This window comes from Streptomyces bambusae, from assembly GCF_020532645.1.
Taxonomy (GTDB): Bacteria; Actinomycetota; Actinomycetes; order Streptomycetales; family Streptomycetaceae; genus Streptomyces; species Streptomyces bambusae.
In genome coordinates this window covers 1-23,590 of sequence record NZ_JAJAUZ010000100.1, presented here as the reverse complement: position 1 = coordinate 23,590, position 23,590 = coordinate 1, and the positions used below count along the sequence as shown (strand labels likewise).

Sequence of the window (23,590 nt, the reverse complement as noted above, 5' to 3'; positions counted from 1 at the left end):
GCAGGCCCCCGGGCTCCGCCCGGACCCGCTCCTCAAGCGCCGGAGGGGCTGGGATTGCCGGGCCCGGTATGGACGGCCCCGCGCGGAGCCAGGGGTGGGGCCGGGGTGGCAGGCCGTTGCTCACCCCGGCCCGTCGGGGCGGCGGTCCGGGAAGACGCCGCCCCGGTCAAGGAGCGGGCTAGGAGCCCGCGGCCTGGCGGAACCGGGTGGTGCGGTGGACGGGATCCGTATCGATCTCGGGGATCACGTGCTCACCGATCAGCTTGATCGTGTTCATGGTGTCGGCGTACGAGACCCCGGTCGGCAGACCGAAGGACAGCTGGTCGGCCCCCGCCTGCTCCCACCGCTTGCACTGCGCGAGCACCTCCGACGGATCGCCGCAGATCAGCAGCTCCTCGGCGATGAGCAGCTCGATGATCTCCGCGTTGTACTCCGGCAGGATCTCCGGCCACTGCGGAATCGCCTCCGGCCGCGGGAACGTGTCGTGGTACCGGAACACCAGCGACTGGAAGCGGTTCATGTTCGCGTTGACCGCGATCTCGACCGCCTTGTCGTGCGTCTCCGCACAGATCGCCGTCGACGTCACCATCACGTTGTCGTTCACGAAGGCCCCGATCGCCTTCGCCTCCTGGATCGCCGTCTTGTACTGCTCCAGCACCCACTCCATGTCGGAGACCTTCTGCACGCTGAAGCCCAGCACCCCCAGCCCCTTCCTGGCGGCCATGGCGTACGAGGACGGCGACCCGGCCGCGTACCACATGGCCGGGTGCGCCTTCCCGTACGGCTTGGGGAAGACCTTCCGCGGCGGCAGCGACCAGTGCTTGCCCTGGAACCCCTCGTACTCCTCCTGGAGGAACATCTTGGGGAACTCCGCGATCGTCTCCTCCCAGATCTCCTTCGTGTGGTTCATGTCGGTGACGCCCGGCAGGAACCCGAGGATCTCGTGGCTGCCGGCACCGCGCCCGGTGCCGAACTCGAAGCGCCCCTTGGAGAGGTGGTCGAGCATCGCGACCTTCTCGGCCACCTTCACCGGGTGGTTGACCGGCGCGAGCGGGTTGAAGATGCCGGAGCCGAGATGGATCCGCTCGGTGGCGTGCGCGAGGTACGCGAGGAAGACCTCGTTCGCCGACAGGTGGGAGTACTCCTCCAGGAAGTGGTGCTCGGAGGCCCAGGCGTACTTGAAGCCGGACTTGTCGGCCTGGATGACGTACTCGGTCTCCTCGATCAGCGCCTTGTGCTCCGCCTCCGGGTCGACCTTGGACCGCGCCTCTGGCACGTATCCCTGCACGAAGAGACCGAATTCCAAGGGGGTTCACCGTCCTTCTGTTTCTGACTGACCGTCAGATCGTTGAGCCCGACTGTTCCACCGGGCGCGGGAACCGTCAATACCTGACGAACCATCAGATGCGGGTGGGGGCGGGACCGGCCGGCGCGCTCAGAGCACGCTCACGCCCGCCATCCACCCCCCGTCGATCACGAACGGCTGCCCCGTGATGTACGAGGAGTCCGGCCCGGTCAGGAACAGCGCCAGCCGCGCCACCTCGGCCGGCTGCCCGGCCCGCCCCAGCGGCACCACCCGCCGGTACAGCTCCGCCATCGCCTCCGTCGCCTCCGGGGACGGCCCGGCGGGGTCCAGCAGCGCCGGGTTCGCCATCGGCGTGTCCACCGCGCCCGGGCACATCGCGTTGACCCTGATGCCCTTCGCCGCCAGCTCCAGCGCGGCGACCCGGGTCAGTCCGACGATCGCCGCCTTGGTCGCCGCGTACGCCCCGACGAAGGCCATGCCGGTCAGGCCGGTGTACGAGGACGTGTTGACGATGGTGCCGCCGCCGGCCGCCCCGATCTCCGGGGCCACCGCCTTGATACCGAGGAACGCGCCGATCTGGTTGACCCGGATGACCTGCTCGAACTCCTCCAGCGGGGTCGAGACCAGCTCGTTGAAGCGGAGGATGCCGGCGTTGTTGACCAGGCCGTCGATCCGGCCGAACGACTCCTTCGCGGCCGCCACCGCGGCCGCCCAGTCCGCCTCGCTGCCGACGTCGAGGCGTACGTAGCGCACCCGGTCGGCGCCGGCCTCCTTGGCGATGTCCTCCGCGACCTGCGCGCCCTGCTCGTCGAGGACGTCCCCGAGCAGCAGCCGTGCGCCCTCGGCGGCGAACAGCCGGGCCTCCTGCTCGCCCTGGCCGCGTGCGGCGCCGGTGATGACGACGACGCGTCCGTCCAGCTTGCCCATGGCGATTCCCTTCGGGGTCCGTGTGGGGGTCAGGCGTTGAGGTGGGGGGCCACCTCGGCGCCGAACGCGGCGATCTGGTCGACCAGTTCGGCTCGGTCGCGGCTGCGGAAGCGGACCTGGATCTGGTCGATGCCGAGGTCCGCGTAGCCGCGGAGGGATTCGGCGAGCCGCTCCGGCTTGCCGGTGAGGGTGCGGCGGCCGGTGTCCCAGCCGGGTTCGCCGACGTACAGGGCCTCGGTGATCGCGCCGAACTCGAACGGGGCGTCGATGCCGGCCTCGGCGCGCAGGCGGCGGATGCGGTCGAGCTGGGCGGGGAGCTTGTCGCGCGGGTCGCCCTGCGGGAGCCAGCCGTCACCACGGACGGCGGCGCGCCGCACGGCGGCGGGCGAGGAGCCGCCGACCCAGACGGGCACCCGGGGCTGGGCGGGGCGGGGGAGCTGGCCGAGGTCGCGGAAGGGGAAGCGGGGGCCGTCGAACTCGGGGTACTCCTCCGGGCCGAGCGCCGCCTTCAGCGCGTCGAGGCATTCGTCGAGGAGCGCGCCGCGGTGCTCGAAGTCCACACCGAGGACCTCGAACTCCTCCTGCACGTGGCCGGCGCCGACACCGAGGATCAGGCGGCCGCCGCTGAGGTGGTCGAGGGTGGCGTACTGCTTGGCGCTGACGAGGGGGTGCCGGAGGGCCACCACGGCGACGTGGCTGAGGAGGCGGATGCGGTGGGTGGCGGCGGCGATGTAGGCGAGCGTGGCCACGGGGTCGTACCAGGTCGTGCTCATGGCTGCGGCGAGGCGCCTGGGGATGGCGACGTGGTCGCACGAGGCGATGTAGCCGAACCCTGCCGCCTCTGCGGCGCGCGCGATCTCCACGAGGTCTGCGGGGCCGGCTTCCCGCTCCCACGGCTCCGCGTAGATGGAACTCTGCGACTGAACCGGCAGCTGCATTCCGTAGACGAGCCGCCCCTCGGCGAACACCCGCACCCGCCCCACCACCCTCATCTGACGATCCGTCACTTCAAGGACGCCCTCATCCTCGAACCTGACTTCTCGTCAGACAACCCCCTTGCGGTCTTCCCGGCCGAATCCGGGACTGCCGCCGGCTGCGCGGCAGGCGGGGCCCGGTCGACTTCGGGGCTCCGCCCCGGACCCCGCGCCTCAAACGCCGGCGGGGCTGGACTTTGCCCCGCCCGGCAGCCGGGCGGGGGAAGACCATCCCGTCCGGCGATTGAGGACCGGGGTGCGGGGCGGCGTCGCGGGCGGCTACAGCCAGCCGCGCTGGGCGGCCTTCAGGCCCGCTTCGAAGCGGCTCGAGGCGTCGAGCCGCTCCATGAGGGCGGCCATCTGCCGCCGCACCGTACGCAGCGAGATCCCCAGCCGCTTCCCCGCCGCCTCGTCCGTCAGCCCACCCGCCAGCAGCGAGAGCAACTCCCGCTCGCCGGGACTCAGCCCCGTCGCCCGGTCCTGCGGCTGGTCCGCCCCCAACGGCACCGCCGACGACCACGTCTGCTCGAAGAGCGCGATCAGCGAGGCCACGATCCCCGGCTCACGCGTGCACAGCGCACCCGCCCGCGTGTTCCCGGGGTCGATGGGGACGACCGCCACCTCCCGGTCGAAGACGAGCATGCGCGGCGGCAGCACCGGACAGGTGCGGACCAGCCCGCCCTCCTCCGTCATCCACCGCGCATACCCCAGCGTCGCCGGGTCGTTGCGCACACTGTCCTGGTACAGGGTCAGCAGCGACACCCCGCGCCGCATCGCGTCGTCGTCCAGCGGCCGGGACGCGTCCAGGCTGGCCTGGGACTGCGCCCCGCCCGGCATCACCGACAGGCACTCGCGGGTGACGTCCCGCGCCAGCATCTCCAGCTTGCCCTGAATGGCGTCGAGCCCGACCAGCCGCTCCGTGCCGTCCCCGCTGCCGCCGACCGGCCGCAGCTCCGCGTACTCGGCCACGGCCTGAGCCGCGGCCGCCTTGCTTTCGGCCAACTCCTGCTGCCGGCGCAGCAGTTCCGCCTCCTGGCGGCGCAGGATCAGCTCCAGCCCGACCTCCGGGCTGACCGGCCGCAACGCGCCGGGCCGGTCCCGGGAGGCCCGCAGCAGCTCCAGGTCGGCGAGCTCGTCCAGGGCTTGCCGGACCCGCGCCTCCGGCAGGTCGAGCCGCCGGCAGAGGTCGGCCACCCCGCCCTGCGGATCGGCCAGGAGCGCCCGGTAGACGGTCTCCGACGTGGCGTCCAACCCCATCACTGCCAGCATGCTTCGCAGCCCCCCGACTGGTTCCGGGGCATGCCGTACGCCCCGATTTCATGATCATTGCAACCGCTGTCCGAGCATGCAACAGACCCACCCCCGGAACCCGGTCTTCCGGCCGGATGTGGCACCAACCTGCCAGGCAGTTTGGTGCCGCACCGAATCCCTTCCGCCGGGGTTCCAGGCCCAGCAGGATGGTGCTCACCGGAACGGCGGGGAACGAAAACCCCAGGCCAGACCGGGTAACCCACCACCACTTCGCATCCACGGGGGCACCGCCATGTCGAACACCACCACGCGCCGCATCACCACCGCCGTCGCCTCCGCCCTGCTGGGCGGCGCACTGGCGGCCGGTGCCGGCATCGGGTGGGACGCCACCGGCAACGGCATCGGCTGGGACTCCGCCGGCCACACGACCGTGGCGCAGGCCGCGGCCCCGACGAAGGGATCCGTCGTGGCCAACGGCATCGGCTGGGACTGACCCGTGCTCCTCGTCCACCTGCCCCTCACCACCGAGGGGCTGACGCCCGGGACCGACCGGGAGGCCGGCCTCCTCCAGGACGTCCTCTGGGCCCACGCCAGGCCGCCGCACGCACTGGAACACGTGCGGATCCGACCGATCGCCCACGGACTGAACGTCGCGATGTTCGTACGGGCCGACTGCGACACCACCGCCCGGGCCCAGGCCCGGAGCCTCCTGAACGACGCACTGGCCGCCGGCGCCCTCCGCGGGTACTCACTCGCCCCCGAGCACCCGGCCTGACTCCGCCGCGGCACCCCGTCGCCAGGCCCCCGCGCACCCTCGTGCGCAGGCCGTACGCCCCGTCCCCGACCGCTGTTCCTGCAGGGCAGCCGTCCACGACCCGGGTCGTCCGCCCGCCTTCTTCTTCCCGCCCCCGCGAGGGCGGTCCGCACCACACCTTCCGAGACCCCTGCGCCGGCCCCGTCCACCGGGACCGCCCTCCTTCCTGGAGACACCCATGTCCAAGCGCCGTTTCTCCCGCACCCTCTCCGCCGTGCTCACCGCGGCCGCCGCCGCCCCGCTGCTCGTCGTCGCCCTGCCCGCCGTGACCGCGAACGCCGACGCCCCGACCGTGGGGCAGATCGCCCGGGCCCAGGTCGGCAACACCTGCGGCGACTACAACTGCCAGTACCCGACGGCCTGGTGCGCCGAGTTCACCCGCTGGGTCTGGAACAAGGCCGGTGCCGACATCTCCGGCATCACCCCGGCCGCGGTCAGCATCTACGACTACGGCAAGCGCAAGGGCACCGTCCACAGCACCCCGCAGGTCGGCGACGCCGTGCTGTACGACAAGGACGGCAGCCTCAACGACGGCAACGCCGACCACGTGAACATCGTCGTCGCGGTCGACGGCGACTACATCCAGACCGTCGGCGGCAACGAGCGCGGCGGCGTGCGCTTCCGCACGTCCTTCAACTGGCGCACCGAGTCCAGCCCGGTGGGAGCCGGCCGCGCCCTCGCCTTCATCGGCCCCTCGGGCCTCGCCGACACCCCCGCCGGAACCCCGGTCAGCCAGGCCGGCGACGTCTACCACGCCACCCGTCTCGTCGACGGCAGCTGGGAGAGCTTCGCCGCCCTGAACGGCTACGAGGGCGCGGCGTTCTTCAACGCCTCGAAGGCCTCCATCACGTCGACCCCGGACGGCTCCACCCAGACCCTGGCCACCGGCAAGGACGGCAACCTCTACCACACGGCCCGCTACGAGGACCGTACGTGGACGGGCTGGGCCCCCCTGAACGGCGTCGACGGCGCGGCGAGGTTCAGCGCCAAGACCCAGGCCATCGCCGGCATGCCGAACGGTGACGCCCAGGTCATGGCGGTCGGCAACGACGGCAAGATCTACCACAACGCCCGCTTCAAGAGCGGCTCGTGGCAGGGCTGGCAGCAGATCGGCGACTGGAGCGCCCAGAAGATCTCCGTCGCCGCGATGCCGGACGGCGGCATGCAGGTCCTGATCGTCGGCAACGACGGCAACGTCTACCACAACGTCCGCTCCGTGGCCGGTGTGTGGCAGGGCTGGAACGCCGTGGACGGCTTCGGCGGTGCCGCGACCTTCCAGGCGAAGGACGTCGCCGTCGCGGGCCTCCCGAACGGGGACGCGCAGTTCCTGGCCATCGGCAACGACGGCAACGTCTACCACAACATCCGCTTCGCCGCCGGTACGTGGCAGGGCTGGAGCAAGGCGGCCGGCTACGGCGGCGCGGCGAGCTTCGCGGCGACGAGCATCGCGATCACCGGCATGCCGAGCGGTGACACCCAGATGCTGGCCGTCGGCAACGACGGCAAGGCGTACCACTCGGCACGCTACGCGAACGGGTCGTGGCAGGGCTGGTGGATGACCGGCATGGCCGCGCGTTCCGTCGCCATCGCCGGACTGGGCGACGGCAGCGCGCAGATGCTGGCCACGCGCGGCTGAGTCCTGGGGCGGGGCCCGTTGCGGCGGCGGCAGCCGCTGCGCGGGCCCCTTCCCCGTCCCACCCCGAACCGGGGCCCGCTCCGGACCCCGCCCCGGAACCTGCGCCCCACACCCCGGCGGGGCTGACGCCAGCCCCGCCCCCACCGAGAGAGACCATCCATGTCCGCCACCGCCCGTACCCGTCACCTCCAGGCCGTCTCCGCACTCGCGGTCACCGTCGCCGCCTTCGGGCTGTCGGCGCTCGGGGCCGGATCCGCCTCGGCCGCCTCCGTCGCCACCTGGGACAAGGTCGCTGCCTGCGAGAGCACGAACAACTGGAGCATCAACACCGGGAACGGGCTCTACGGCGGGCTCCAGATCATGAAGCCCACCTGGGACGCCTTCGGGGGCCGGACCTACGCCGCGTATCCGCACCAGGCCACCAAGCAGCAGCAGATCCTGATCGCCGAGAAGATCCTCGCGGGCCAGGGGGCCGGGGCCTGGGGCGGCTGCGGAAAGTCCGCCGGGCTGGCGTACGACCACGCCGACCCCTACCCGACGGGCACCACCCCGACCGCCCCGGTGAGCAAGGCCGGCGACTTCTACCACGCGATCCGCCAGGTCGACGGCTCGTGGACCGGCTTCAAGCCGCTCGGCGGCTACGACGGCGCCCCGTTCTTCAACGGCCGGCAGGAGGCCATCACCGCGACCCCCGACGGCTCCGTCCAGGTCCTGGGCACCGGCAGCGACGGCAACCTGTACCACACGGCCCGCTACAGCAACGGCTCGTGGACCGGCTGGGGCCCGCTCGACGGCGCGAACGGCGCCGCCCGGTTCGGCGCCCGCGGCCAGGCGATCGCCGGTATGCCGAACGGCGACGCCCAGGTCATGGCCATCGGAAACGACGGCAAGATCTACCACAACGCCCGCTTCAAGAGCGGCTCGTGGCAGGGCTGGCAGCAGATCGGCGACTGGCAGGCCCAGCGGATCGCCGCGGCCGCGATGCCGGACGGAGGCATGCAGGTCCTGATCGTCGGCACCGACGGGAACGTGTACCACAACCTCCGTACGGTGGCGGGGGTCTGGCAGGGCTGGCACGCGGTCGGCGGAGTGGGCGGCGCGGCCACCTTCCAGGGCGGCGTCCCGGCCATCGCAGGGCTGCCGAACGGCGACAGCCAGCTGCTGGCCGTCGGCAACGACGGCCGGACCTACCACAACATCCGTCGTGCGGACGGGTCGTGGCAGGGCTGGGGTGCGGTCGACGGCATCTCCAACTGGCCCAAGAGCCTTGCCATCACGGGCATGCCCAACGGGGACAGCCAGATCCTGGTCACCGCCGCGGACAGCAGCACCTTCCACAACATCCGCTTCGCGAACGGGTCGTGGCAGGGCTGGGGCAACACCGGCTTCGGCTCCCTGGCGGCAGCCCTGACCGGCATGCCGGACGGCTCCACCCAGACCCTGGTCACCCGCAACTGACCCCCACCGCCGGGACTCCGCCCCGCACCCCACGCCTCAATCGCCGGCGGGGCTCGCTGTCGGGGCTCCGCCCCCTGACCCCGCGCCTCAAACGCCGGCGAGGCTCGAAGAACGGGCTCCGCCCCGTTCCTCGCGCCTCAATCGCCGACGGGGCTCAAAGAACGGGGCTGCAGCCCCTGACCCTGCGCCTCGAATGCCGGCGAAGCTCAAAGAACGGGGGCTCCGCCCCCGGACCCCCGCGCCTCAAACGCCGGCGGGGCTGGATTTCGCCCCGCCGCGTCCAGCCCGCAGGCGAAGCTCGGGCAGGGGAAATCCCGCCCTCAGCCGGCTGGGGCAGCCGAGGTCCGGGCAGGAGAAATTCCAGCCCGTCCGGCGATTGAGGACCGGGGTCCGGGGCGGAGCCCGGAAAGCGAGCCCCGCCGGCGATTAGGGCGCGGGGGCAGGGGGCGGGACCCCGAAAGCGAGCCCCGCCGGCGTTTGAGGCGCGGGGTCCGGGGCGGAGCCCCGTTCTTTGAGCTTCGCCGGCGATTGAGGCGCGGGGTGAGGGGGCGGAGCCCCGAAAGCGAGCCCCGCCGGCGATTGAGGCGCGGGGTCCGGGGCGGAGCCCCGTTCTTTGAGCTTCGCCGGCGATTGAGGCGCGGGGTGAGGGGGCGGAGCCCCGAAAGCGAGCCCCGCCCGCGATTGAGGCGCGGGGTCCGGGGCGGAGCCCCGTTCTTTGAGCTTCGCCGGCGATTGAGGCGCGGGGTGAGGGGGCGGAGCCCCGAAAGCGAGCCCCGCCCGCGTTTGAGGCGCGGGGTCCGGGGCGGAGCCCCGTTCTTTGAGCTTCGCCGGCGATTGAGGCGCGGGGTGAGGGGGCGGAGCCCCGAAAGCGAGCCCCGCCGGCGATTGAGGCGCGGGGGGTCGGGGCCGGGTCCCGGGGGGCTACGGCTTGTGGGCGAGGAGGAGGCGCCAGTTCGGGGTGCCGTCCGGGCGGCGACCGAACGGCTCCAGCGGGGTGAGCGAGACCGAGAACCCCGCCGCACGAAGGTCGTCGCGGACCCCGCCCAGCGGAAACGTCCGGTAGTACATGACGAACGGCGGCCGCCACACCGCATTCCGCACCCGCATCACCGCATCGAAGCCGAGCGTCGCCCAGTACAGCGGCGACCGCACCGGCAGCGGCGCGCCGACCGGGAAGGCGAACAGCCCCCCGGGCCGCAGCGCCCGGTGCACGCCGGCGAACAGCAGCGGCCGCTCCCGCGGCAGGAAGTGCCCGAACGCCCCGAAGGACACGGCCAGGTCGAACGCCCCCTCGAAGGGCAGGTCCAGCGCGTCCGCCCGCACCAGCGAGGCGTCCGGATGCGCGGCCCGCGCCTCTGCCAGCATCCCGGCGCTCAGGTCCACCCCGGTGATCCGCCCGGCCCCGGCCTCCCGCAGCACCCCGAGCCCGGCCCCGGTGCCGCAGCACACGTCGAGCCCCGACGCGAACGGCCCGTACGCCCGCAGCGCGGCGGCGGTCGCCGTCAGGAAGCGGTCCGGTGTCCGGAACGGCGTGTGGTCGAACTTCGGCGCGAGCAGGTCGTAGCCGTGCTCGACGGAAGACAGCGCCTGCACGGCCAGCTCCCGCAGCGTGGGTCCCTCGGAGGTGAACACGCCCCCACCCTAGCCAGCAGCCCCCACCTGCACGCGGACATGCGGGGGCCGCGGTGGCTCCCCCTCCGGGCCACCGCGGCCGCCGTTCCCCCGTGTTTCCGTGCTCCCTGCGACGCGATCCCCTCTTCCCGGGTGTTCCCCGGGCCCCCCGGGACCTCGCCTCAGGGCCTCGCGCCTCCGCCGGTCGGTACCCCCGTACCCCCGTGACCGGCGAAGGCCGCCGACGTCCTTACGGGCGCGGGCCCGTCGCGTGGTTGTCCATGGTCTGGAGCTCCTCGCCCGCGACGGCCGGCTTCTTGGCCGGGGCGGAGACGGGTTCGGCGGCCGGTTCGCCCGCCGGGACCGTCAGCGGGCCGCCGGTCGCGTGGTTGTCCAGGGTCCGGATGTCCACGCCGGTGGCGTGGTTGTCGAGCGGCTTGATGTCGCCGTCTCCGGGTACGGGCTTCGCGCTGTCGGTCGTCGTCATCGTCACTCCTGAAGATAATCCGGGCCCGTTCGGCGATTCCCCCGAGGACCGCCGAGCGGGTCAGTGCGTTCATGGTGGCGGACGGCGATAAACGAACGATGAACGCCCCGTTCAGCCCCCGCCCCAGGATCATGCCGGACGCCACCGACATCGCGGGAAACCGTGGTGTCCTGCAACAGGACCGGGACGATCCCGTGTCACTCAGGCCGCGACCTCGGACGCCAACAGCGCTTGTACAGTGGCCAGTTCGGGCGACTTGAGCTGCGTGAACACCGTTTCCGCGTCGGCCCAGCAGGCCCGGGCCCGGTCGGTCTGTCCCATCCGGTGCAGGGCTCGTCCCAGGACCATCACGACGCACGCCCGCCGCCATTCGCCGCCCATCACCCGCAGGGCGATGGCCTGTTCCGCATGGGAGGCCGCCAGCGTGGCCTGCCCGGCGGCGAGGTGCGCCTCGGCGATCCGGTAGTGGGTGATGCCCTCCCACAGCGGCTGCCGGTTGTCGCGGAACAGCGCCAGCGCCTCGGTCAGCTGGGCCAGCGCCTCGGTGAGCCGGCCGGCCTGGGACAGCACGATGCCCAGCGCGTACCGGCCGTTCGCCAGCCGCAGGGTCAGGCCCATCCGGTCGTACAGGGCGATCCCGCGCTCGGCGAGGTCGATCGCGACGCCGAGGTGGCCGAGGGAGGCCTCGATCCGCGACAGGTTGCACAGGGCACTGGCCTCGCCGATGTCGTTGCCGTCGGCGTGGAAGTTCTCGATGGCCTCGCGCAGGTACCGTTCGCCGTCCGCGTGCCGGCCCTCGTACAGGGCGATGATCCCGCGGTCGTTCGGCGCCCAGCACAGCGGCGCCGGGTCCCCGGCCGCCCGGGCCAGCACGGTGGCCTGCCGGGCCTCGTCGTCGGCCTCGGCGAACCGGCCGGCGACCAGGTGGACATTGGTCAGGGTGGTCCGGACCCGGCCCTCGGCATGCGGGTCGCCGGCGGCGACGGCGGTGTCCCGCAGGGCCAGCGCGGCGGCCTCGTACTGCCGGGAGTTGGCGCCCGACTCCAGCAGGTCCTTCGCCGCCCACAGCAGGTCCACGGCCCGCCGCAGCTCGTCCGCCGGCGCGCCGGTCCGGACGGCGGTCTGCCGTACGCAGGCCAGCAGCGGGTTCGCCTCGGTGTACAGCCAGTCCATGGCGGCGTGCCGGTCGGGCAGCACGAGCCCCGGGTAGCCGGTCGGCGCGAGGTGCGCGACGAGCCGGTCGCCGGGGCGTTCCAGGGCGTACACCCCGGCCGCCGTGGCGAGGTAGAAGTCCAGCAGCCGGGAGAGCGCGGCGTCCCGTTCGGCGGGGGGCTGCTCGTCCCGCTCGGCGCACGCACGCGCGTAGAGCCGTACGAGGTCGTGGAAGCGGTAGCGGCCGGCCGCGGCGGATTCCAGCAGGGAGCAGTCCACGAGCGCTTCGAGGAGGTCCTCGGCGTCGTGGGCGGGCAGGTCGAGCACTGCGGCCGCGGCGGGCAGCGAGATGTCGGGTCCGTCGGCGAGGCCGAGCAGCCGGAAGGCGCGGGCCTGGGCGGGTTCGAGCTGCCCGTAGCCCAGCTCGAAGGTGGCCTTCACCGCCAGGTCGCCGGTCTGGAGCTCGTCCAGGCGGCGGCGCTCGTCGGCGAGCTTGTCGGCGAGGACGGAGACCGTCCAGGTGCGGCGGGCGGCCAGCCGGGAGGCGGCGATGCGGATGGCGAGCGGCAGGAAGCCGCAGGCGCCGACGACGGCGAGCGCGGCCTGCCGCTCGGCCTGCACCCGCTCCTCGCCGACGATCCGGGTGAACAGCTGGAGGGCCTCGTCGGGGCTCATCACGTCGAGGTCGACGAGGTGCGCGCCGGCGAGGCCGGCCATCCGGACCCGGCTGGTGACGAGGGCGGCGCAGCCGGCCGTGCCGGGCAGCAGCGGGCGGACCTGGGCGGCGTCCCGGGCGTTGTCGAGCAGGACGAGGACCCGGCGGCCGTCGAGGGTGGAGCGGTACAGCGCGGCGCGTTCGGCGGCGGAGTCGGGGATGGCGTGGGCGGGGATCCCGAGGGAGCGCAGGAAGGCGGCGAGGACGGCTTCCGGTTCGAGGCTGCGGGAGTCGCTGCCCTGGAGGTCCACGTAGAGCTGCCCGTCCGGGAAGTGCGGCCGGGCCGCGTGGGCGACGTGGACGGCCAGGGTGGTCTTGCCGACGCCGCCGATGCCGGCGAGGGCGGAGACGGCCATGACCTGGCCGTCGGTACCGTCGGCGGTAAGGATCCCGGTGAGTTCGTCGACGAACGCGGCCCGCCCGGTGAAGTCGGGCACGGTGGCCGGCAGCTGGGCGGGCCGGACCAGGACGGGGGCGGCCGGGGACGGCTCGGCGGCCCGGGCCAGCTCGGTGTCGGCGCGCAGGATCCGCTGCTGGAGCTCGGCGAGCTGGGGCCGCGGGTCGACGCCCAGTTCCTCGGCGAGGAGCCGCCGGGTGTCGGCGTACACGGCCAGCGCTTCGGCCTGGCGGCCGCTGCGGTAGAGGGCGAGCATGAGCAGTTCGCGCAGCCGCTCGCGCAGCGGGTGGGCGGCGGTCAGCGCGGTCAGCTCGGAGACGGCCTCGGCGTGGCTGCCGAGGTCGAGGTCGAGGTCGAGGCGGGTCTCCAGGAGCTGGAAGCGCCACTCGGTGAGCCGGGTGCGCTCGTAGTCGGCGTACGGGCCGGGTACGCCGGCCAGCGGCTCTCCGTCCCAGAGGGCAAGGGCCTTGCCCAGGAGGGCACGGGCCCGGCTGCGGTCGCCCTGGGTGCGGGCGCGTTCGGCCTCGGCGGCCAGTCCGCGGGCCACGCCGAGGTCGAGGGCGGTGGGGGAGGTGCGGATGGCGTATCCGCCGGCGTCGCTCTCCAGCACGCCCGGGGCGAGGATCTTGCGCAGCCGGGACGCGTAGGTGCGGACGGCGGCGAGCGCCTGCGAGGGCGGGTCCTCGCCCCAGATGGCGTCGATCAGCTCGGGTGCGGTGGCGGTGCGGCCGTCCCGGAGCAGGAGCGCGGCGAGCAGGGCGCGCTGCTGGGGCGAGCCGGAGGCCAGGGCCTCGTCGCCGCGCCAGGCGCGGACCGGTCCGAGCACGGCGAACCGGGCGCCCCCGGCGCCGGTTTCGCCGGCGGCGGGGTGCGGGAGAGGGGTGTCGGCTGTGGTGTCGGGGTGCTTCCGCTGGTGCGGAATGGCCGGTGTGCCGTCCATCAGTGTCCCCCCTTGCCTTCCGTAGCGGCGTGCGCACTGGCCAGTCTGCCCTGTCGCGGGCGGGTGCGTCAGCCCGGGAGGGCCGGGGCGCACGGGGGCACGACGGGGTCGGGGCCTTCCCGGAGCCCGTCCGGCTCGTTCCCGCCGGGTCCGGTCCGGGCCCGTCAGAGTAGCTGACGGTTCGTCAGATCGGCGCTACCGTGGGGCCATGGAGACCTTCCCGAAGATCATCTCGGTGGACGACCACACCGTGGAGCCTCCGCACGTCTGGCGGGACCGGCTCCCGTCGAGGTACGCCGACACCGGCCCCCGGATCGTCCGCGCCCCCCTCAAGGAAATGACCTTCCTCGGCGGCAAGTTCGCCCCGGTCATGGGCGCCAAGGGCGACGACGGGCCGATCGGCGACTGGTGGGTCTACGAGGACCTGCACCGCCCGCTGACCCGCCTCGACACCGCCGTCGGCTACGACCGCGACGAGATCCGGCTGGAGGTCATCACGTACGAGCAGATGCGCCCCGGCTCCTTCTCGGTGCCCGACCGGCTCGCGGACATGGACGTCAACCACGTCCAGTCGGCCCTCTGCTTCCCCACCTTCCCGCGCTTCTGCGGCCAGACCTTCACCGAGGCCAAGGACCGCGAACTCGGCCTGCTGGGGGTGCGCGCGTACAACGACTGGATGGTCGAGGAGTGGTGCGGCCCCGAGGCCCGCGGCCGGCTGATCCCGCTCACCCTGATCCCGCTGTGGGACGCCCGGCTCGCCGCCGCCGAGGTGCGGCGCAACGCGGCCCGCGGGGTGCGCGCGGTCGCCTTCTCCGAGATACCGCCGCACCTGGGGCTGCCGTCCGTCCACACGGACGAGTGGGATCCGTTCCTGGAGGCGTGCAACGAGACCGGCACGGTCATCGCCATGCACATCGGCTCGTCCTCGCGGATGCCGTCGACCTCCGCGGACGCGCCGCCGGCCGTCGGTTCCACCATCACCTTCGCCAACTGCTGCTTCTCGATGGTCGACTGGCTGATGAGCGGCAAGTTCGAACGCTTCCCCAACCTGAAGATCATGTACGCCGAGGGCCAGATCGGGTGGATCCCGTACGTCCTGGAGCGCGCGAACGTGGTCTGGGAGGAGAACCGGGCCTGGGGCGGGGTCGCCGACAAGGTCACCCGGCCGCCGTCCGAACTGTTCGCCGAGCACGTCTACGGCTGCTTCTTCGACGACGCGTTCGGGCTGCGCAACCTGGACGCGATCGGCGCCGGCAACGTCCTCTACGAGACGGACTACCCGCACTCCGACTCCACCTGGCCGAAGTCCCGCGAGGTCGGCGAGGCGCAGATGGGCCACCTGCCGGCCGACGTCGTGGACCGCATCGTGCAGCGCAACGCGATCGAGCTGCTGGGGCTGACGGACGACGGGCTGTGGGCGGGGGCCTGACCGGCGTCCCGGACCCGACGGCCGGCCCCCACGGCCGGCCCCGACCGCCAACCGACGACCAACCGACGACTAACCGACGAAACCCAGGTGGACCGGTTCCCGCCGGTCCACCCGCAGCAGGTCCGCCAGCTGCGGCGGCCACACCGGCTCCCGTACGGCGTCCAGCTCGGCCAGGCTGAGCCACCGCCAGTGCTGGCCGGGGGATTCCGGGACCGGGTCGCGGAGCGGGCCGTAGGCGACGTACACGTTCTCGTACTGGCGGGTGGGCACACCCTGGTGGGTGAAGTCGTGCACCCAGGTGCACAGCAGCCGCTCGGGCGCCGGCTCCGTCCAGCCGGTCTCCTCCTGCAACTCCCGCCGGACCGCCTCCTCGGGCGTCTCCCCTGCCTCCATCCCACCGCCCGGCGGCAGCCAGTGGGTCCCCACGTAGGGGTGGTCGTCCCGGAACAGGAACACACTGCCTTCCGGCGACACGACGACTATCCGGGCGGCGGACCGTGGAGTGCGCATCCGGGCAGGGTAGATGCCCGGCCGGGCATGGTTCAACGCTGAATTGACAATTCATTGCTATGTGTACCGTTTGTGTCAATGAGCAAGCACGCGCGGATCCGTATGCCCCGCTCCCGCCGCGGCCGTCTGGTCTCCACGGCCGCCGCCGGAGCGGTCCTCGTGGTCGCCGCAGGGTGGGCGTACGCCGCCCACGACGGCGAGCCGCCCCAGCTCTCGGCGCAGCTCGGTGCGGACGCCCGCAACCGGTCGGCTGCGGCGCCGCCGCACGCCGGGACGGATCCCCGTACCGGCCGGGGGGCGCACCGGCCGCGGGCGCTGCCGGACATCAGTGAGGCGACGCGGGCGGCGATCCCGGCGTCCGCGCGGCAGGTGGTGCTGGTGACGGGGGTGGCGGCGGACTCCTCGTACGCGACGGCGTCGCTGTACACGCGGGCGGTGGCGGGGTCCGAGGACTGGGAGCCGGGGCCGAGTTGGCCGGCGCGGAACGGGGCCAAGGGGTGGTCGGCGGACCGGACGTACGGGGGCTTGCAGTCACCCGTGGGGGTGTTCTCGCTGACCGATGCGGGCGGGCTGCTGCCGGCGCCGCCGGGGACGCGGCTGCCGTACGACCACGGGCCGGCCTTCACCGCCACCGGGCGGGGCGTCGAGGGCGAGCCCCTCACCGGCTCCTTCGACTACGTCGTCGCCATCAACTACAACCGCGTCCCCGGCACGTCCCCCCTGAACCCCGACAAGCCGGACGGCGAGGCCAAGGGCGGCAACATCTGGCTCCACGTCGACCACGACGGCCCCTCCCAGGGCTGCGTGGGCCTCCCCGCGTCCGCCATGAAGACCCTCCTGGAGACCCTGGATCCGGCCCGGCACCCGGTGGTCGTCATGGGCCCCGCCGGCCACTGACCCGCCGGGGGACGCAGCCGGCGTCCTCGTCGGCCCGCCACGGCTCAGGCACGGGCGCGCAGGTCGGTCTTCAGGAGTTTTCCGCTCGCGTTGCGGGGGAGTTCCGCGAGGAATTCGACCTCGCGGGGGACCTTGTAGTTCGCCATCTCGCGGCGGGACCAGGCGATGAGGTCGTCGGCGGTCAGGGTCGACCCCGCACGGCGCACCGCGTACGCCTTGGCGACCTCGCCGAGCCGGGCGTCCGGGATGCCGACGACGGCGATGTCGGCGACGTCCGGGTGGAGCCCGAGGCACTGCTCGATCTCCGCGGGGTACGCGTTGAAGCCGCCGACGATGAACATGTCCTTGATCCGGTCGGTGATCCGCAGGTTCCCGGCCGGATCGAGGACGCCCACGTCGCCCGTCCGGAGCCACCCGTCCGGGGTCACCGCCTCCGCCGTCGCGTCCGGATCCTCGTAGTAGCCCTGCATGACGTTGTGGCCGCGCACCCACACCTCGCCGTCGACCAGCCGGACCTCCGTGCCGGGGATCGCCCGCCCGGACGTCTCGGCGATCACCCCCGCCGGGTCGCCCTGCCGGCACATGGTGACGATGCCGCTCGCCTCGGACAGGCCGTACGCCGTCAGCACGGTCCCGATGCGCAGCTCGCCCCGCAGTCGCTCGACCAGCCGCAGCGGCACCACGGCAGCGCCGGTGACGACGAGGCGGAGGGCCGAGAGGTCGTACTGGTCCCGGTGCGGGTGGTCCAGCAGCGACTGGTGGAGGGTGGGCGGGCCGGGCAGGACCGAGATCCGCTCCGCGGTGATGTTCGCGAGCGCCGTGTCCACGTTGAAGACCGGCTGCGGGACCATCGTGGCGCCCCGCATCAGGCAGGCGATGATCCCCGCCTTGTAGCCGAAGGTGTGGAAGAAGGGATTCACGATCAGGTAGCGGTCGCCCTCCCGCAGTCCCGCCAGCTCGCTCCAGATCGCGTAGCAGCGCAGCGTCTGCGCATGCGTGATGACGGCCCCCTTCGGCCGCCCCGTGGTGCCGGACGTGAAGACGATGTCGGACGCCGCGTCCGGCCGCACCGCCGCCGCCCGGGCCCGTACCGCCTCCTCGGGAGTGGCCGCACCGGCGGCGAGGAAGTCCTTCCAGGTGCGGAAGGAGTCCGGGGCGTCGTCCGCGAGCACCACGACCTGCTCCAGGTCCGGCAGCCCCGGCAGCGGCCCCTCCCCCGCCCCCTCGCCGGCCGCCCGCCGCAACGAAGCCACGTACGAGGTGCCCAGGAAGGTGCCGGTCACGAACAGCAGCCGGGCCCGGCTGCGCTCCAGGACGTACGCCGCCTCCGCGCCCTTGAAGCGGGTGTTCAGCGGGACCAGGACCGCGCCGGCGGACACCGCGCCGAGCGCGCTGACGATCCAGTCGAGACCGTTCGGGGCCCAGACGGCGACCCGGTCGCCTGGGACCAGCCCGGCGGCGATGCAGGCGGCCGCGGCCCGTTCGACCCGCTCGCCCAGCTCGGCGTACGTGATCCGGGTGCGCCCGTCGACGACGGCCTCGCGGCCCGCGAACCGGGCGGCGGCGTCGGCGACCAGACCGGGGACGCTGCCCCAGCGGAGGTCCCCGCGCGGGTCCTCGGGAGAATCGTTCCCTCGCGCCGCCCCCACCTGCCGGCCGCCCCGCTCCTCGCCCGCACACCCGTCGACCATGTGGCACGTCCCTCCCCGCCGCACACCCGCTAGCTGACTATCCGTCAGATTAGCTGTAGCCTTCGCGGCTGTCAGTACCGGCGCACTCGGAGGTGGCGATGGCGGCAGGGCTCAAGGACGCTACGGCGATAGCGGGGATCGGCCAGACCGCGTTCGCCAGACGCCTCCCCCAGACCGAGAAGGAACTCGCCTGCCGGGCGGTCCTCGCGGCCCTCGACGACGCCGGCATCGCGCCGTCCGAGGTCGACGCCTTCGCCTCGTACACGATGGAGGAGACCGACGAGGTCGAGGTGGCCAAGGCGATCGGCGCCGGGGACGTCACGTTCTTCTCCAAGGTCGGCTACGGCGGAGGCGGTTCGTGCGCGACCGTGGGCCACCTGGCGGCCGCGATCGCCACCGGGCAGGCGAGCGTGGGCGTGGCCTGGCGGTCCCGCAAGCGCGGTTCCGGGCCGCGGCCGTGGAAGAACACCGCCGTGCAGCTGCCCACCCCCGGCCAGTGGACCCGCCCCTTCGGCCTGCTGCGGCCCGCCGACGAGATCGGCATGCTGGCCCGCCGCTACATGCACGAGTACGGCGCCACCCGCGACCACCTCTTCAACGTGGCCCTGGCCTGCCGCAACCGCGCCAACCAGAACCCCGCCGCGATGATGTACGAGCGCCCGCTGACCCGCGAGATGTACATGACCGCCCGGTGGATCAGCGAGCCGCTCTGCCTCTTCGACAACTGCCTCGAAACGGACGGCGCACTGGCCTGCGTGATCGTGAGCGCCGAGCGGGCCCGGGACTGCCGGCAGAAGCCCGTGTACGTGCACTCCGTCGCGCAGGGCCTGCCCGCCCAGCACCACGGCATGGTCAACTACTGGAACGACGACCCGCTGTCCGGCCCCGCCTGGACCGCCGCCCGGCACCTGTGGAAACAGGCCGACTTCGGCCCGGACGACGTGGACGTGGCCCAGATCTACGACGCCTTCACCCCGCTGATCCCGCTCTCCCTGGAGGGCTACGGCTTCTGCGGGCGCGGCGAGGGCGCCGCCTTCACCGAGGGCGGCACGCTCGAAATCGGCGGCCGGCTGCCGATCAACACGGGCGGCGGCGGCCTCTCCGAGGCCTACGTGCACGGCTTCAACCTGATCAACGAGGGCGTGAAGCAGCTGCGCGGCACCTCCACCGCCCAGGTCCCGGACGCCGCCACCTGCCTGGTCACGGCGGGCGAGGGCGTCCCGACCTCCGCCATCCTGCTGCGCGCGTGAGGAGCGAGCCGATGACCACCGCGACGAACACCCCGGACGGCACCGGAACGAGCGGCCCCGCCGCCGCCCCCGCCGGAACCGCCCCCGACGGCCTCCTCCTGCCCGTCCCCGACGAGGACGGCGCCCCCTTCTGGGAGTACGCGGCGCGCGGCGAACTCCGCATCCAGGCCTGCGCGTCCGAGTCCTGCGGCCGGCTGCGCTTCCCGCCCCGCCCGTGCTGCCCGCACTGCGGTTCGTTCGACGGCGAATGGCGGCGGATGAGCGGCCGCGGCCGGATCTGGTCGTACGTCAGGCCGCACCCGCCGCTGCTGCCCGCGTACGCCGCGCAGGCCCCGTACAACGTCATCCTGGTGGAGCTGGCGGACGCCCCTCGGATCCGGCTGGCGGGGAACCTGGTGGCGGCCGCAGGGGCACCGCTGAACTCGGTGGACCCGGCCCGGCTGCGGATCGGGGCGAAGGTGCAGGTGGTGTTCGCCGAGGTGGGCGGCACCGTCGTGCCGCGCTGGCTGCTGGAGCGGTCATGAGCCTGCGGGTGGAGCGGGACAAGGCGACGGGGGTGGCGGTCCTGACCCTGGACCGCCCGGACCGGCACAACGCGGTCGATCTGCCGATGGCGGCCGAACTGACGGCCGCCTGGCAGGAGTTCCGCCACGACGACACCGTGCGGGCGGTGGTGGTGACGGGCGCCGGCGGCAAGGCGTTCTGCACCGGCATCGACCGCTCGGTCCACGTCCCCCAGCCCTCGTCCCCGTACACGATCGACGATCCGCTGATCGCGATCGGGCCGAAGGCGAACGACCTGTGGAAGCCGGTGGTGGCGGCCGTCAACGGCATGGCCTGCGGCGGGGCCTTCTACCTGCTGGGCGAGGCCGAGTTCCTGATCGCCTCCGAGAACGCCGCCTTCTTCGACCCGCACACCGACTACGGCATGGTCAGCGCGTACGAATCGATCGGCATGGCGATGCGGATGCCGTACGGGGAGGCGGCCCGGATGTCCCTGATGGGCACGGCGGAACGGCTCTCCGCCCGGCGCGCCCACGAGATCGGGCTGGTGTCCGAGCTGACGCCGCCGGGCGGCGAGCTGGCGGCCGCCGTGCACTGCGCGGAGGTGATCGCCGGATACCCGACGGAGGCCGTCCAGGGCACGGTGCGGGCCCTGTGGTCGGCCCGGGAGGCCGCCCGTACGCAGGCCCTGGCGCACGCCCCGCACCTGATCGCCCTGGGCAACCTGCCCCCGGAGCGGCAGGCGGAGCTGTTCGCGGCCCGGAAGGACCGCTCCGGACCGGCCGCCGCCCCCCGGATCCGCTGACCGGGGCGGCGGCCGCGGCCGCCGCCCCTACTTGAACAGGCTGATCTCGTCGATCTCGCAGCGCTTGACGTCCTTCGCCCGGCGGTTGTGCACCATCGGGACGCGGATCTCGCGGGTCTCGTACGGGTCCAGCGTGATCTGCTGCGTGTTCTCGTCGACCGCGGTGCCGGACGTGCCGCCCATGAAGTCCACCTCGATCACGAACGTGTGGGCGGCGTTCGAGGTGGACGTGACGCGCAGGGTGGAGTCCGTCTCGGCCTTGGAGGTGGTCCGGGGGCGCTGCTTGCCGCGGGTCCTGCCGGAGGCCGGGCCGGCGCACTTCAGGATCTCGACCTTGACCAGGCCCTCCGCGGAGCCGGACGCGTTGGCGGTGCCGCCCGTGGGCTGGGCGCCGCTGCCGCTGCCGCCCGAGGCGACCGTACCGGCGTCGTCGAAGTCGCTGTCGCTGTGCTTGCCGTTCTTCTTCTTCGAGCTGGAGCAGCCGCCGCCGGACCCCGAATCGGATCCTCCGGAGCTGCTGCGGCTCTTGCTCCCGCCCTTGCTGCCACCGCCCTTGCTGCCGCCGGACGAAAATCCGGTCAGCGCGAGCACCACGGCGACGAGTACGGCGGCCAGTCTGACGCGTCGACCGAACACGGGACGCCCCTCCCCCTCAAGAATTGTCTGGTACACGACTTGTCTCGTACATGCCGTCGGCCGGGCACGCTATCAGGATCCGGCCGGACCGGAAGGGGGGCCGACGTGCCCTGGCATGTCGGCCGGCGTAGCGTCGGAAGGAGAGCCCGACCCGCGGGAGGCCGAGCATGATCCGCAACGCACTCGGCTCGCTGATGGGGCTCATCGGAGCGACGGCCGCCGTCTGGAGCCCCTTCCGTGCCTGGTACGACGGCCGTCACGGCCGCGACTACCGGATCGAGGAGCTGTTCTCCGGCGAAGGCATCACCCTCGACCACGCCTCACTGGCCGGCTCGCTCTTCACGCCCTTCGCGATCGCCGCGGTGCTCACCGTGGCGGCTGTTTTCCGCCGGTCGCGGGTGCTGATGGCCTGCGCCGGGGTGCTGGTGCTGGGGTTCACGGTGCTGTGGATGGTGCGGCAGGGGCAGGCCGCGGGCAGCCTGAGCGTCGGCGGCGACCGGCAGAGCCTGGGCCCGGGCGTCGCGAACGCGTTCGGCGGCGGGGTGCTGCTGCTCCTCGCCGCCGTGGTCATGACCGGCCGCGGCCGCCGCAGCCGGCGCGCCCTCCCGCCGCACGGGGCGGCGCGGGAGCCGGAGCCGGGCCCGGGCGGCCCGTACGAGGACGGCGCGCAGGGCCATGCGTACCCGTCCGGACCGTCCGGACGGGTACGCCGGGGACGCCGGGGACCAGGAGCAGACCCGGACGATGCTCCGGCCCGTCGCGGGCCGGCCGTCCGGGGAGGCGGCCGCTGAGCCGACCCGTGAGGCGGCCGGTGAGCCGACCGGGGAGCCCGAGGAGCAGCCCTGGCAGGGCCACGGCCCCGAGCTGGGTGCCCCGCTGGACGGCACGGACCCGGGCGGGCGCCGGCCGCCCCACGGGCCCCCGCTGGGGCCCCCGCTCGACAAGCAGTGACCTCGACGGGCAGGGGCCCGCCCGTACGCGGGGCCGGGCGGGTGGTGTCAGCCCGTCCGGGTCCCCGTGCCCTTCGCCGCGTCCAGGGCGTACACGCAGCGGTCCTTGCTGCACGCGAAGACCACGCCGCCCTTGGCGACCGGGGAACCGGCGATCTCGCCGCCGGTCTTCAGCTTCCAGCGCAGCTGGCCGCCGGCCGCGTCCAGCGTGTACAGGCAGTGGTCGGCCGAGCCGAAGTGCACCCGGCCCTCGGCGACCGCGGGCGCACCGGTGATCTCGCCGCCCGCGGCGAACCGCCACTTCGGCGTGCCGGTGACCGCGTCCAGGGTGTAGAGGGCGCTGCCGGCGCCCAGGTGCACGTTCCCGGCGGCGATCAGGACCGGTTCGGCCGACTGGCGCGGCTCGGTCGCGATCCGCCAGCGGTCCCGGCCGGTGGCCGCGTCCAGCGCGTACACGGTGCCCAGGTAGTCGGCGAGGTAGACGCCGCCGCCGGTGACCGCCGCGCCGGGCGCGAAGGCCGGCGGGGCGAGGAAGACCGCGGGCGCCTCGAAGTGCCAGCGGACCCGCCCGGAGGCGCGGTCCACGGACAGCACGCGGGTACCGGCCGCGATGTACGTGTTGCCGTCCGGGGCGGGCAGCACCCGCACCGGCACGTTCCCGCAGGCCGCCGCGTCGCCCACCGGGTACGACCACTCCTCGCGGCCGGTACGGGCCTCCAGCGAGCGCAGCCGGGCGTCCTGCCAGACGTACACGGAGCCGTCGTGGATGACGGGGGCGGCCTCGGGGGTCTCGAAGTCGGTCTGGACCCCGGTGATCTCCCACAGCTTGTGGCCGGAGGACGCCTCCCAGGCCTGGACGCCGCCGCCGCGGGTGGCGGTGACGACGGTGCCGCGGTCGGCCTTGAGGGCGTACACCCAGGCGTCGGTCTGGAGCCGCCAGCGCTCGCTGCCGTCGGCGGCATCCAGCGCGTACAGCGAGGGGCCGTCGGAGGCGTGGATGCGGCCGCCGTCGACCGCCATCGACCAGGCGACGTCGCGGGTCTTGAACTGGCGGCGGCCGGTGGCCACGTCCAGCGCGTGCACCTCGAACGAGGTGACGTAGAGCAGGTCGCCGTCGACGGTGGGGGTGCCCCACACCTCGTTCGACATCCGGAACCGCCAGGGCCGCCAGCGGCCGCTGTCCGGCGCCGGGCCCGGGCTGGGCACCGGCGCGGGGGCGGCGGAGGGGGCGACCGAGCCGCCGGGCGGGC

General features: G+C 73.5%; 21 protein-coding genes. 10 read left to right on the top strand and 11 right to left on the bottom strand.

Features of this window, described 5'->3' with window-relative positions; translation table 11 throughout:
- Window positions 1-178 precede the first annotated feature (178 nt).
- From LG634_RS35995 to LG634_RS35980, 4 genes are all read right to left on the bottom strand, one after another.
- Entirely contained in the window at window positions 179-1,306 is a 1,128-nt protein-coding gene (locus LG634_RS35995; protein ID WP_226740537.1) for an LLM class flavin-dependent oxidoreductase, read from the bottom strand.
- A gap of 129 nt (window positions 1,307-1,435) precedes the next feature.
- Window positions 1,436-2,233 carry an SDR family NAD(P)-dependent oxidoreductase gene (locus LG634_RS35990; RefSeq protein ID WP_226740535.1) on the bottom strand — a complete coding sequence of 266 codons (798 nt, stop codon included), beginning with the start codon at window positions 2,231-2,233 and terminating at the stop codon, window positions 1,436-1,438.
- Window positions 2,234-2,262: 29 nt separating this feature from the next.
- Entirely contained in the window at window positions 2,263-3,225 is a 963-nt protein-coding gene (locus LG634_RS35985) for an LLM class F420-dependent oxidoreductase (protein ID WP_226740533.1), read from the bottom strand.
- Window positions 3,226-3,486: 261 nt separating this feature from the next.
- Entirely contained in the window at window positions 3,487-4,476 is a 990-nt protein-coding gene (locus tag LG634_RS35980; protein WP_226740531.1) for a helix-turn-helix domain-containing protein, read from the bottom strand.
- A 274-nt stretch (window positions 4,477-4,750) separates the two neighbouring features.
- Between LG634_RS35980 and LG634_RS35975 the strand changes: the two genes are divergently transcribed.
- The 4 genes from LG634_RS35975 to LG634_RS38380 all read left to right on the top strand — a co-directional run bounded on the left by LG634_RS35975 (window position 4,751) and on the right by LG634_RS38380 (window position 8,366).
- Window positions 4,751-4,951, top strand: a complete 201-nt coding sequence (locus LG634_RS35975) for a hypothetical protein (protein WP_226740529.1) — start codon at window positions 4,751-4,753, stop codon at window positions 4,949-4,951.
- Between the two features lie 3 nt (window positions 4,952-4,954).
- Window positions 4,955-5,233 (top strand): hypothetical protein, encoded by a 279-nt coding sequence (locus tag LG634_RS35970; protein ID WP_226740527.1) that lies wholly within the window; start codon window positions 4,955-4,957, stop codon window positions 5,231-5,233.
- Between the two features lie 217 nt (window positions 5,234-5,450).
- On the top strand, window positions 5,451-6,908 hold the full coding sequence (locus tag LG634_RS35965) for a CHAP domain-containing protein (protein ID WP_226740525.1): 1,458 nt from the start codon (window positions 5,451-5,453) through the stop codon (window positions 6,906-6,908).
- A 159-nt stretch (window positions 6,909-7,067) separates the two neighbouring features.
- The gene (locus LG634_RS38380; protein WP_308072750.1) at window positions 7,068-8,366 is read left to right on the top strand and encodes a transglycosylase family protein; all 1,299 of its coding nucleotides are present in this window, start codon (window positions 7,068-7,070) and stop codon (window positions 8,364-8,366) included.
- 921 nt (window positions 8,367-9,287) lie between these two features.
- On the opposite strand, the gene LG634_RS35955 is transcribed toward LG634_RS38380, so the two are convergent.
- The 3 genes from LG634_RS35955 to afsR all read right to left on the bottom strand — a co-directional run bounded on the left by LG634_RS35955 (window position 9,288) and on the right by afsR (window position 13,668).
- The gene (locus LG634_RS35955) at window positions 9,288-9,998 is read right to left on the bottom strand and encodes a class I SAM-dependent methyltransferase (RefSeq protein WP_226740523.1); all 711 of its coding nucleotides are present in this window, start codon (window positions 9,996-9,998) and stop codon (window positions 9,288-9,290) included.
- Window positions 9,999-10,227: 229 nt separating this feature from the next.
- Window positions 10,228-10,464: a hypothetical protein gene (locus LG634_RS35950; RefSeq protein WP_226740521.1), complete on the bottom strand. Its 237-nt coding sequence runs from the start codon at window positions 10,462-10,464 to the stop codon at window positions 10,228-10,230.
- 201 nt (window positions 10,465-10,665) lie between these two features.
- Window positions 10,666-13,668: an SARP-family global regulator AfsR gene (gene afsR / locus LG634_RS35945; protein WP_226740519.1), complete on the bottom strand. Its 3,003-nt coding sequence runs from the start codon at window positions 13,666-13,668 to the stop codon at window positions 10,666-10,668.
- Window positions 13,669-13,876: 208 nt separating this feature from the next.
- On the opposite strand from afsR, the gene LG634_RS35940 reads away from it, so the two are divergent.
- Window positions 13,877-15,097 (top strand): amidohydrolase family protein, encoded by a 1,221-nt coding sequence (locus tag LG634_RS35940; RefSeq protein ID WP_226740517.1) that lies wholly within the window; start codon window positions 13,877-13,879, stop codon window positions 15,095-15,097.
- A 69-nt stretch (window positions 15,098-15,166) separates the two neighbouring features.
- Here LG634_RS35940 and LG634_RS35935 read toward each other — a convergent pair whose 3' ends face one another.
- Window positions 15,167-15,607: an NUDIX hydrolase gene (locus LG634_RS35935; protein ID WP_226740515.1), complete on the bottom strand. Its 441-nt coding sequence runs from the start codon at window positions 15,605-15,607 to the stop codon at window positions 15,167-15,169.
- 78 nt (window positions 15,608-15,685) lie between these two features.
- Between LG634_RS35935 and LG634_RS35930 the strand changes: the two genes are divergently transcribed.
- Window positions 15,686-16,504 (top strand): L,D-transpeptidase family protein, encoded by an 819-nt coding sequence (locus tag LG634_RS35930; RefSeq protein ID WP_226740513.1) that lies wholly within the window; start codon window positions 15,686-15,688, stop codon window positions 16,502-16,504.
- Window positions 16,505-16,548: 44 nt separating this feature from the next.
- Here the strand turns inward: LG634_RS35930 and LG634_RS35925 are convergent, their stop codons facing one another.
- The gene (locus LG634_RS35925; protein WP_226740511.1) at window positions 16,549-18,195 is read right to left on the bottom strand and encodes a FadD3 family acyl-CoA ligase; all 1,647 of its coding nucleotides are present in this window, start codon (window positions 18,193-18,195) and stop codon (window positions 16,549-16,551) included.
- A 98-nt stretch (window positions 18,196-18,293) separates the two neighbouring features.
- On the opposite strand from LG634_RS35925, the gene LG634_RS35920 reads away from it, so the two are divergent.
- From LG634_RS35920 to LG634_RS35910, 3 genes are read left to right on the top strand one after another with little or no spacing between them, the layout of a single operon-like run.
- Window positions 18,294-19,445: a lipid-transfer protein gene (locus tag LG634_RS35920; RefSeq protein ID WP_226740509.1), complete on the top strand. Its 1,152-nt coding sequence runs from the start codon at window positions 18,294-18,296 to the stop codon at window positions 19,443-19,445.
- An 11-nt stretch (window positions 19,446-19,456) separates the two neighbouring features.
- On the top strand, window positions 19,457-19,969 hold the full coding sequence (locus LG634_RS35915; protein WP_226740507.1) for a Zn-ribbon domain-containing OB-fold protein: 513 nt from the start codon (window positions 19,457-19,459) through the stop codon (window positions 19,967-19,969).
- The gene (locus tag LG634_RS35910) at window positions 19,966-20,754 is read left to right on the top strand and encodes an enoyl-CoA hydratase/isomerase family protein (RefSeq protein ID WP_226740505.1); all 789 of its coding nucleotides are present in this window, start codon (window positions 19,966-19,968) and stop codon (window positions 20,752-20,754) included. Before LG634_RS35915 ends, LG634_RS35910 begins: the two co-directional genes overlap by 4 nt.
- Window positions 20,755-20,781: 27 nt before the next feature.
- Here LG634_RS35910 and LG634_RS35905 read toward each other — a convergent pair whose 3' ends face one another.
- Window positions 20,782-21,390, bottom strand: coding sequence for a hypothetical protein (locus LG634_RS35905; protein WP_226740503.1), 609 nt, complete (start codon window positions 21,388-21,390; stop codon window positions 20,782-20,784).
- 167 nt (window positions 21,391-21,557) lie between these two features.
- Here LG634_RS35905 and LG634_RS35900 point away from each other — a divergent pair, with 167 nt between their 5' ends.
- Window positions 21,558-22,181, top strand: a complete 624-nt coding sequence (locus LG634_RS35900; protein ID WP_226740501.1) for a hypothetical protein — start codon at window positions 21,558-21,560, stop codon at window positions 22,179-22,181.
- A 207-nt stretch (window positions 22,182-22,388) separates the two neighbouring features.
- Here the strand turns inward: LG634_RS35900 and LG634_RS35895 are convergent.
- A partial coding sequence (locus LG634_RS35895; protein WP_226740499.1) for an outer membrane protein assembly factor BamB family protein occupies window positions 22,389-23,590 on the bottom strand: 1,202 nt, incomplete at its 5' end.

What these genes read in the sequence shown, in the direction of transcription:
- LG634_RS35990 (WP_226740535.1), bottom strand. Translation starts at nt 2,233, where the DNA reads ATGGGCAAGCTGGACGGACGCGTCGTCGTCATCACCGGCGCCGCACGC.
- LG634_RS35985 (WP_226740533.1), bottom strand. Translation starts at nt 3,225, where the DNA reads ATGAGGGTGGTGGGGCGGGTGCGGGTGTTCGCCGAGGGGCGGCTCGTC.
- LG634_RS35980 (WP_226740531.1), bottom strand. Translation starts at nt 4,476, where the DNA reads ATGCTGGCAGTGATGGGGTTGGACGCCACGTCGGAGACCGTCTACCGG.
- LG634_RS35975 (WP_226740529.1), top strand. Translation starts at nt 4,751, where the DNA reads ATGTCGAACACCACCACGCGCCGCATCACCACCGCCGTCGCCTCCGCC.
- LG634_RS35965 (WP_226740525.1), top strand. Translation starts at nt 5,451, where the DNA reads ATGTCCAAGCGCCGTTTCTCCCGCACCCTCTCCGCCGTGCTCACCGCG.
- LG634_RS38380 (WP_308072750.1), top strand. Translation starts at nt 7,068, where the DNA reads ATGTCCGCCACCGCCCGTACCCGTCACCTCCAGGCCGTCTCCGCACTC.
- LG634_RS35950 (WP_226740521.1), bottom strand. Translation starts at nt 10,464, where the DNA reads ATGACGACGACCGACAGCGCGAAGCCCGTACCCGGAGACGGCGACATC.
- afsR (WP_226740519.1), bottom strand. Translation starts at nt 13,668, where the DNA reads ATGGACGGCACACCGGCCATTCCGCACCAGCGGAAGCACCCCGACACC.
- LG634_RS35940 (WP_226740517.1), top strand. Translation starts at nt 13,877, where the DNA reads ATGGAGACCTTCCCGAAGATCATCTCGGTGGACGACCACACCGTGGAG.
- LG634_RS35935 (WP_226740515.1), bottom strand. Translation starts at nt 15,607, where the DNA reads ATGCGCACTCCACGGTCCGCCGCCCGGATAGTCGTCGTGTCGCCGGAA.
- LG634_RS35930 (WP_226740513.1), top strand. Translation starts at nt 15,686, where the DNA reads ATGAGCAAGCACGCGCGGATCCGTATGCCCCGCTCCCGCCGCGGCCGT.
- LG634_RS35925 (WP_226740511.1), bottom strand. Translation starts at nt 18,195, where the DNA reads ATGGTCGACGGGTGTGCGGGCGAGGAGCGGGGCGGCCGGCAGGTGGGG.
- LG634_RS35920 (WP_226740509.1), top strand. Translation starts at nt 18,294, where the DNA reads ATGGCGGCAGGGCTCAAGGACGCTACGGCGATAGCGGGGATCGGCCAG.
- LG634_RS35915 (WP_226740507.1), top strand. Translation starts at nt 19,457, where the DNA reads ATGACCACCGCGACGAACACCCCGGACGGCACCGGAACGAGCGGCCCC.
- LG634_RS35910 (WP_226740505.1), top strand. Translation starts at nt 19,966, where the DNA reads ATGAGCCTGCGGGTGGAGCGGGACAAGGCGACGGGGGTGGCGGTCCTG.
- LG634_RS35900 (WP_226740501.1), top strand. Translation starts at nt 21,558, where the DNA reads ATGATCCGCAACGCACTCGGCTCGCTGATGGGGCTCATCGGAGCGACG.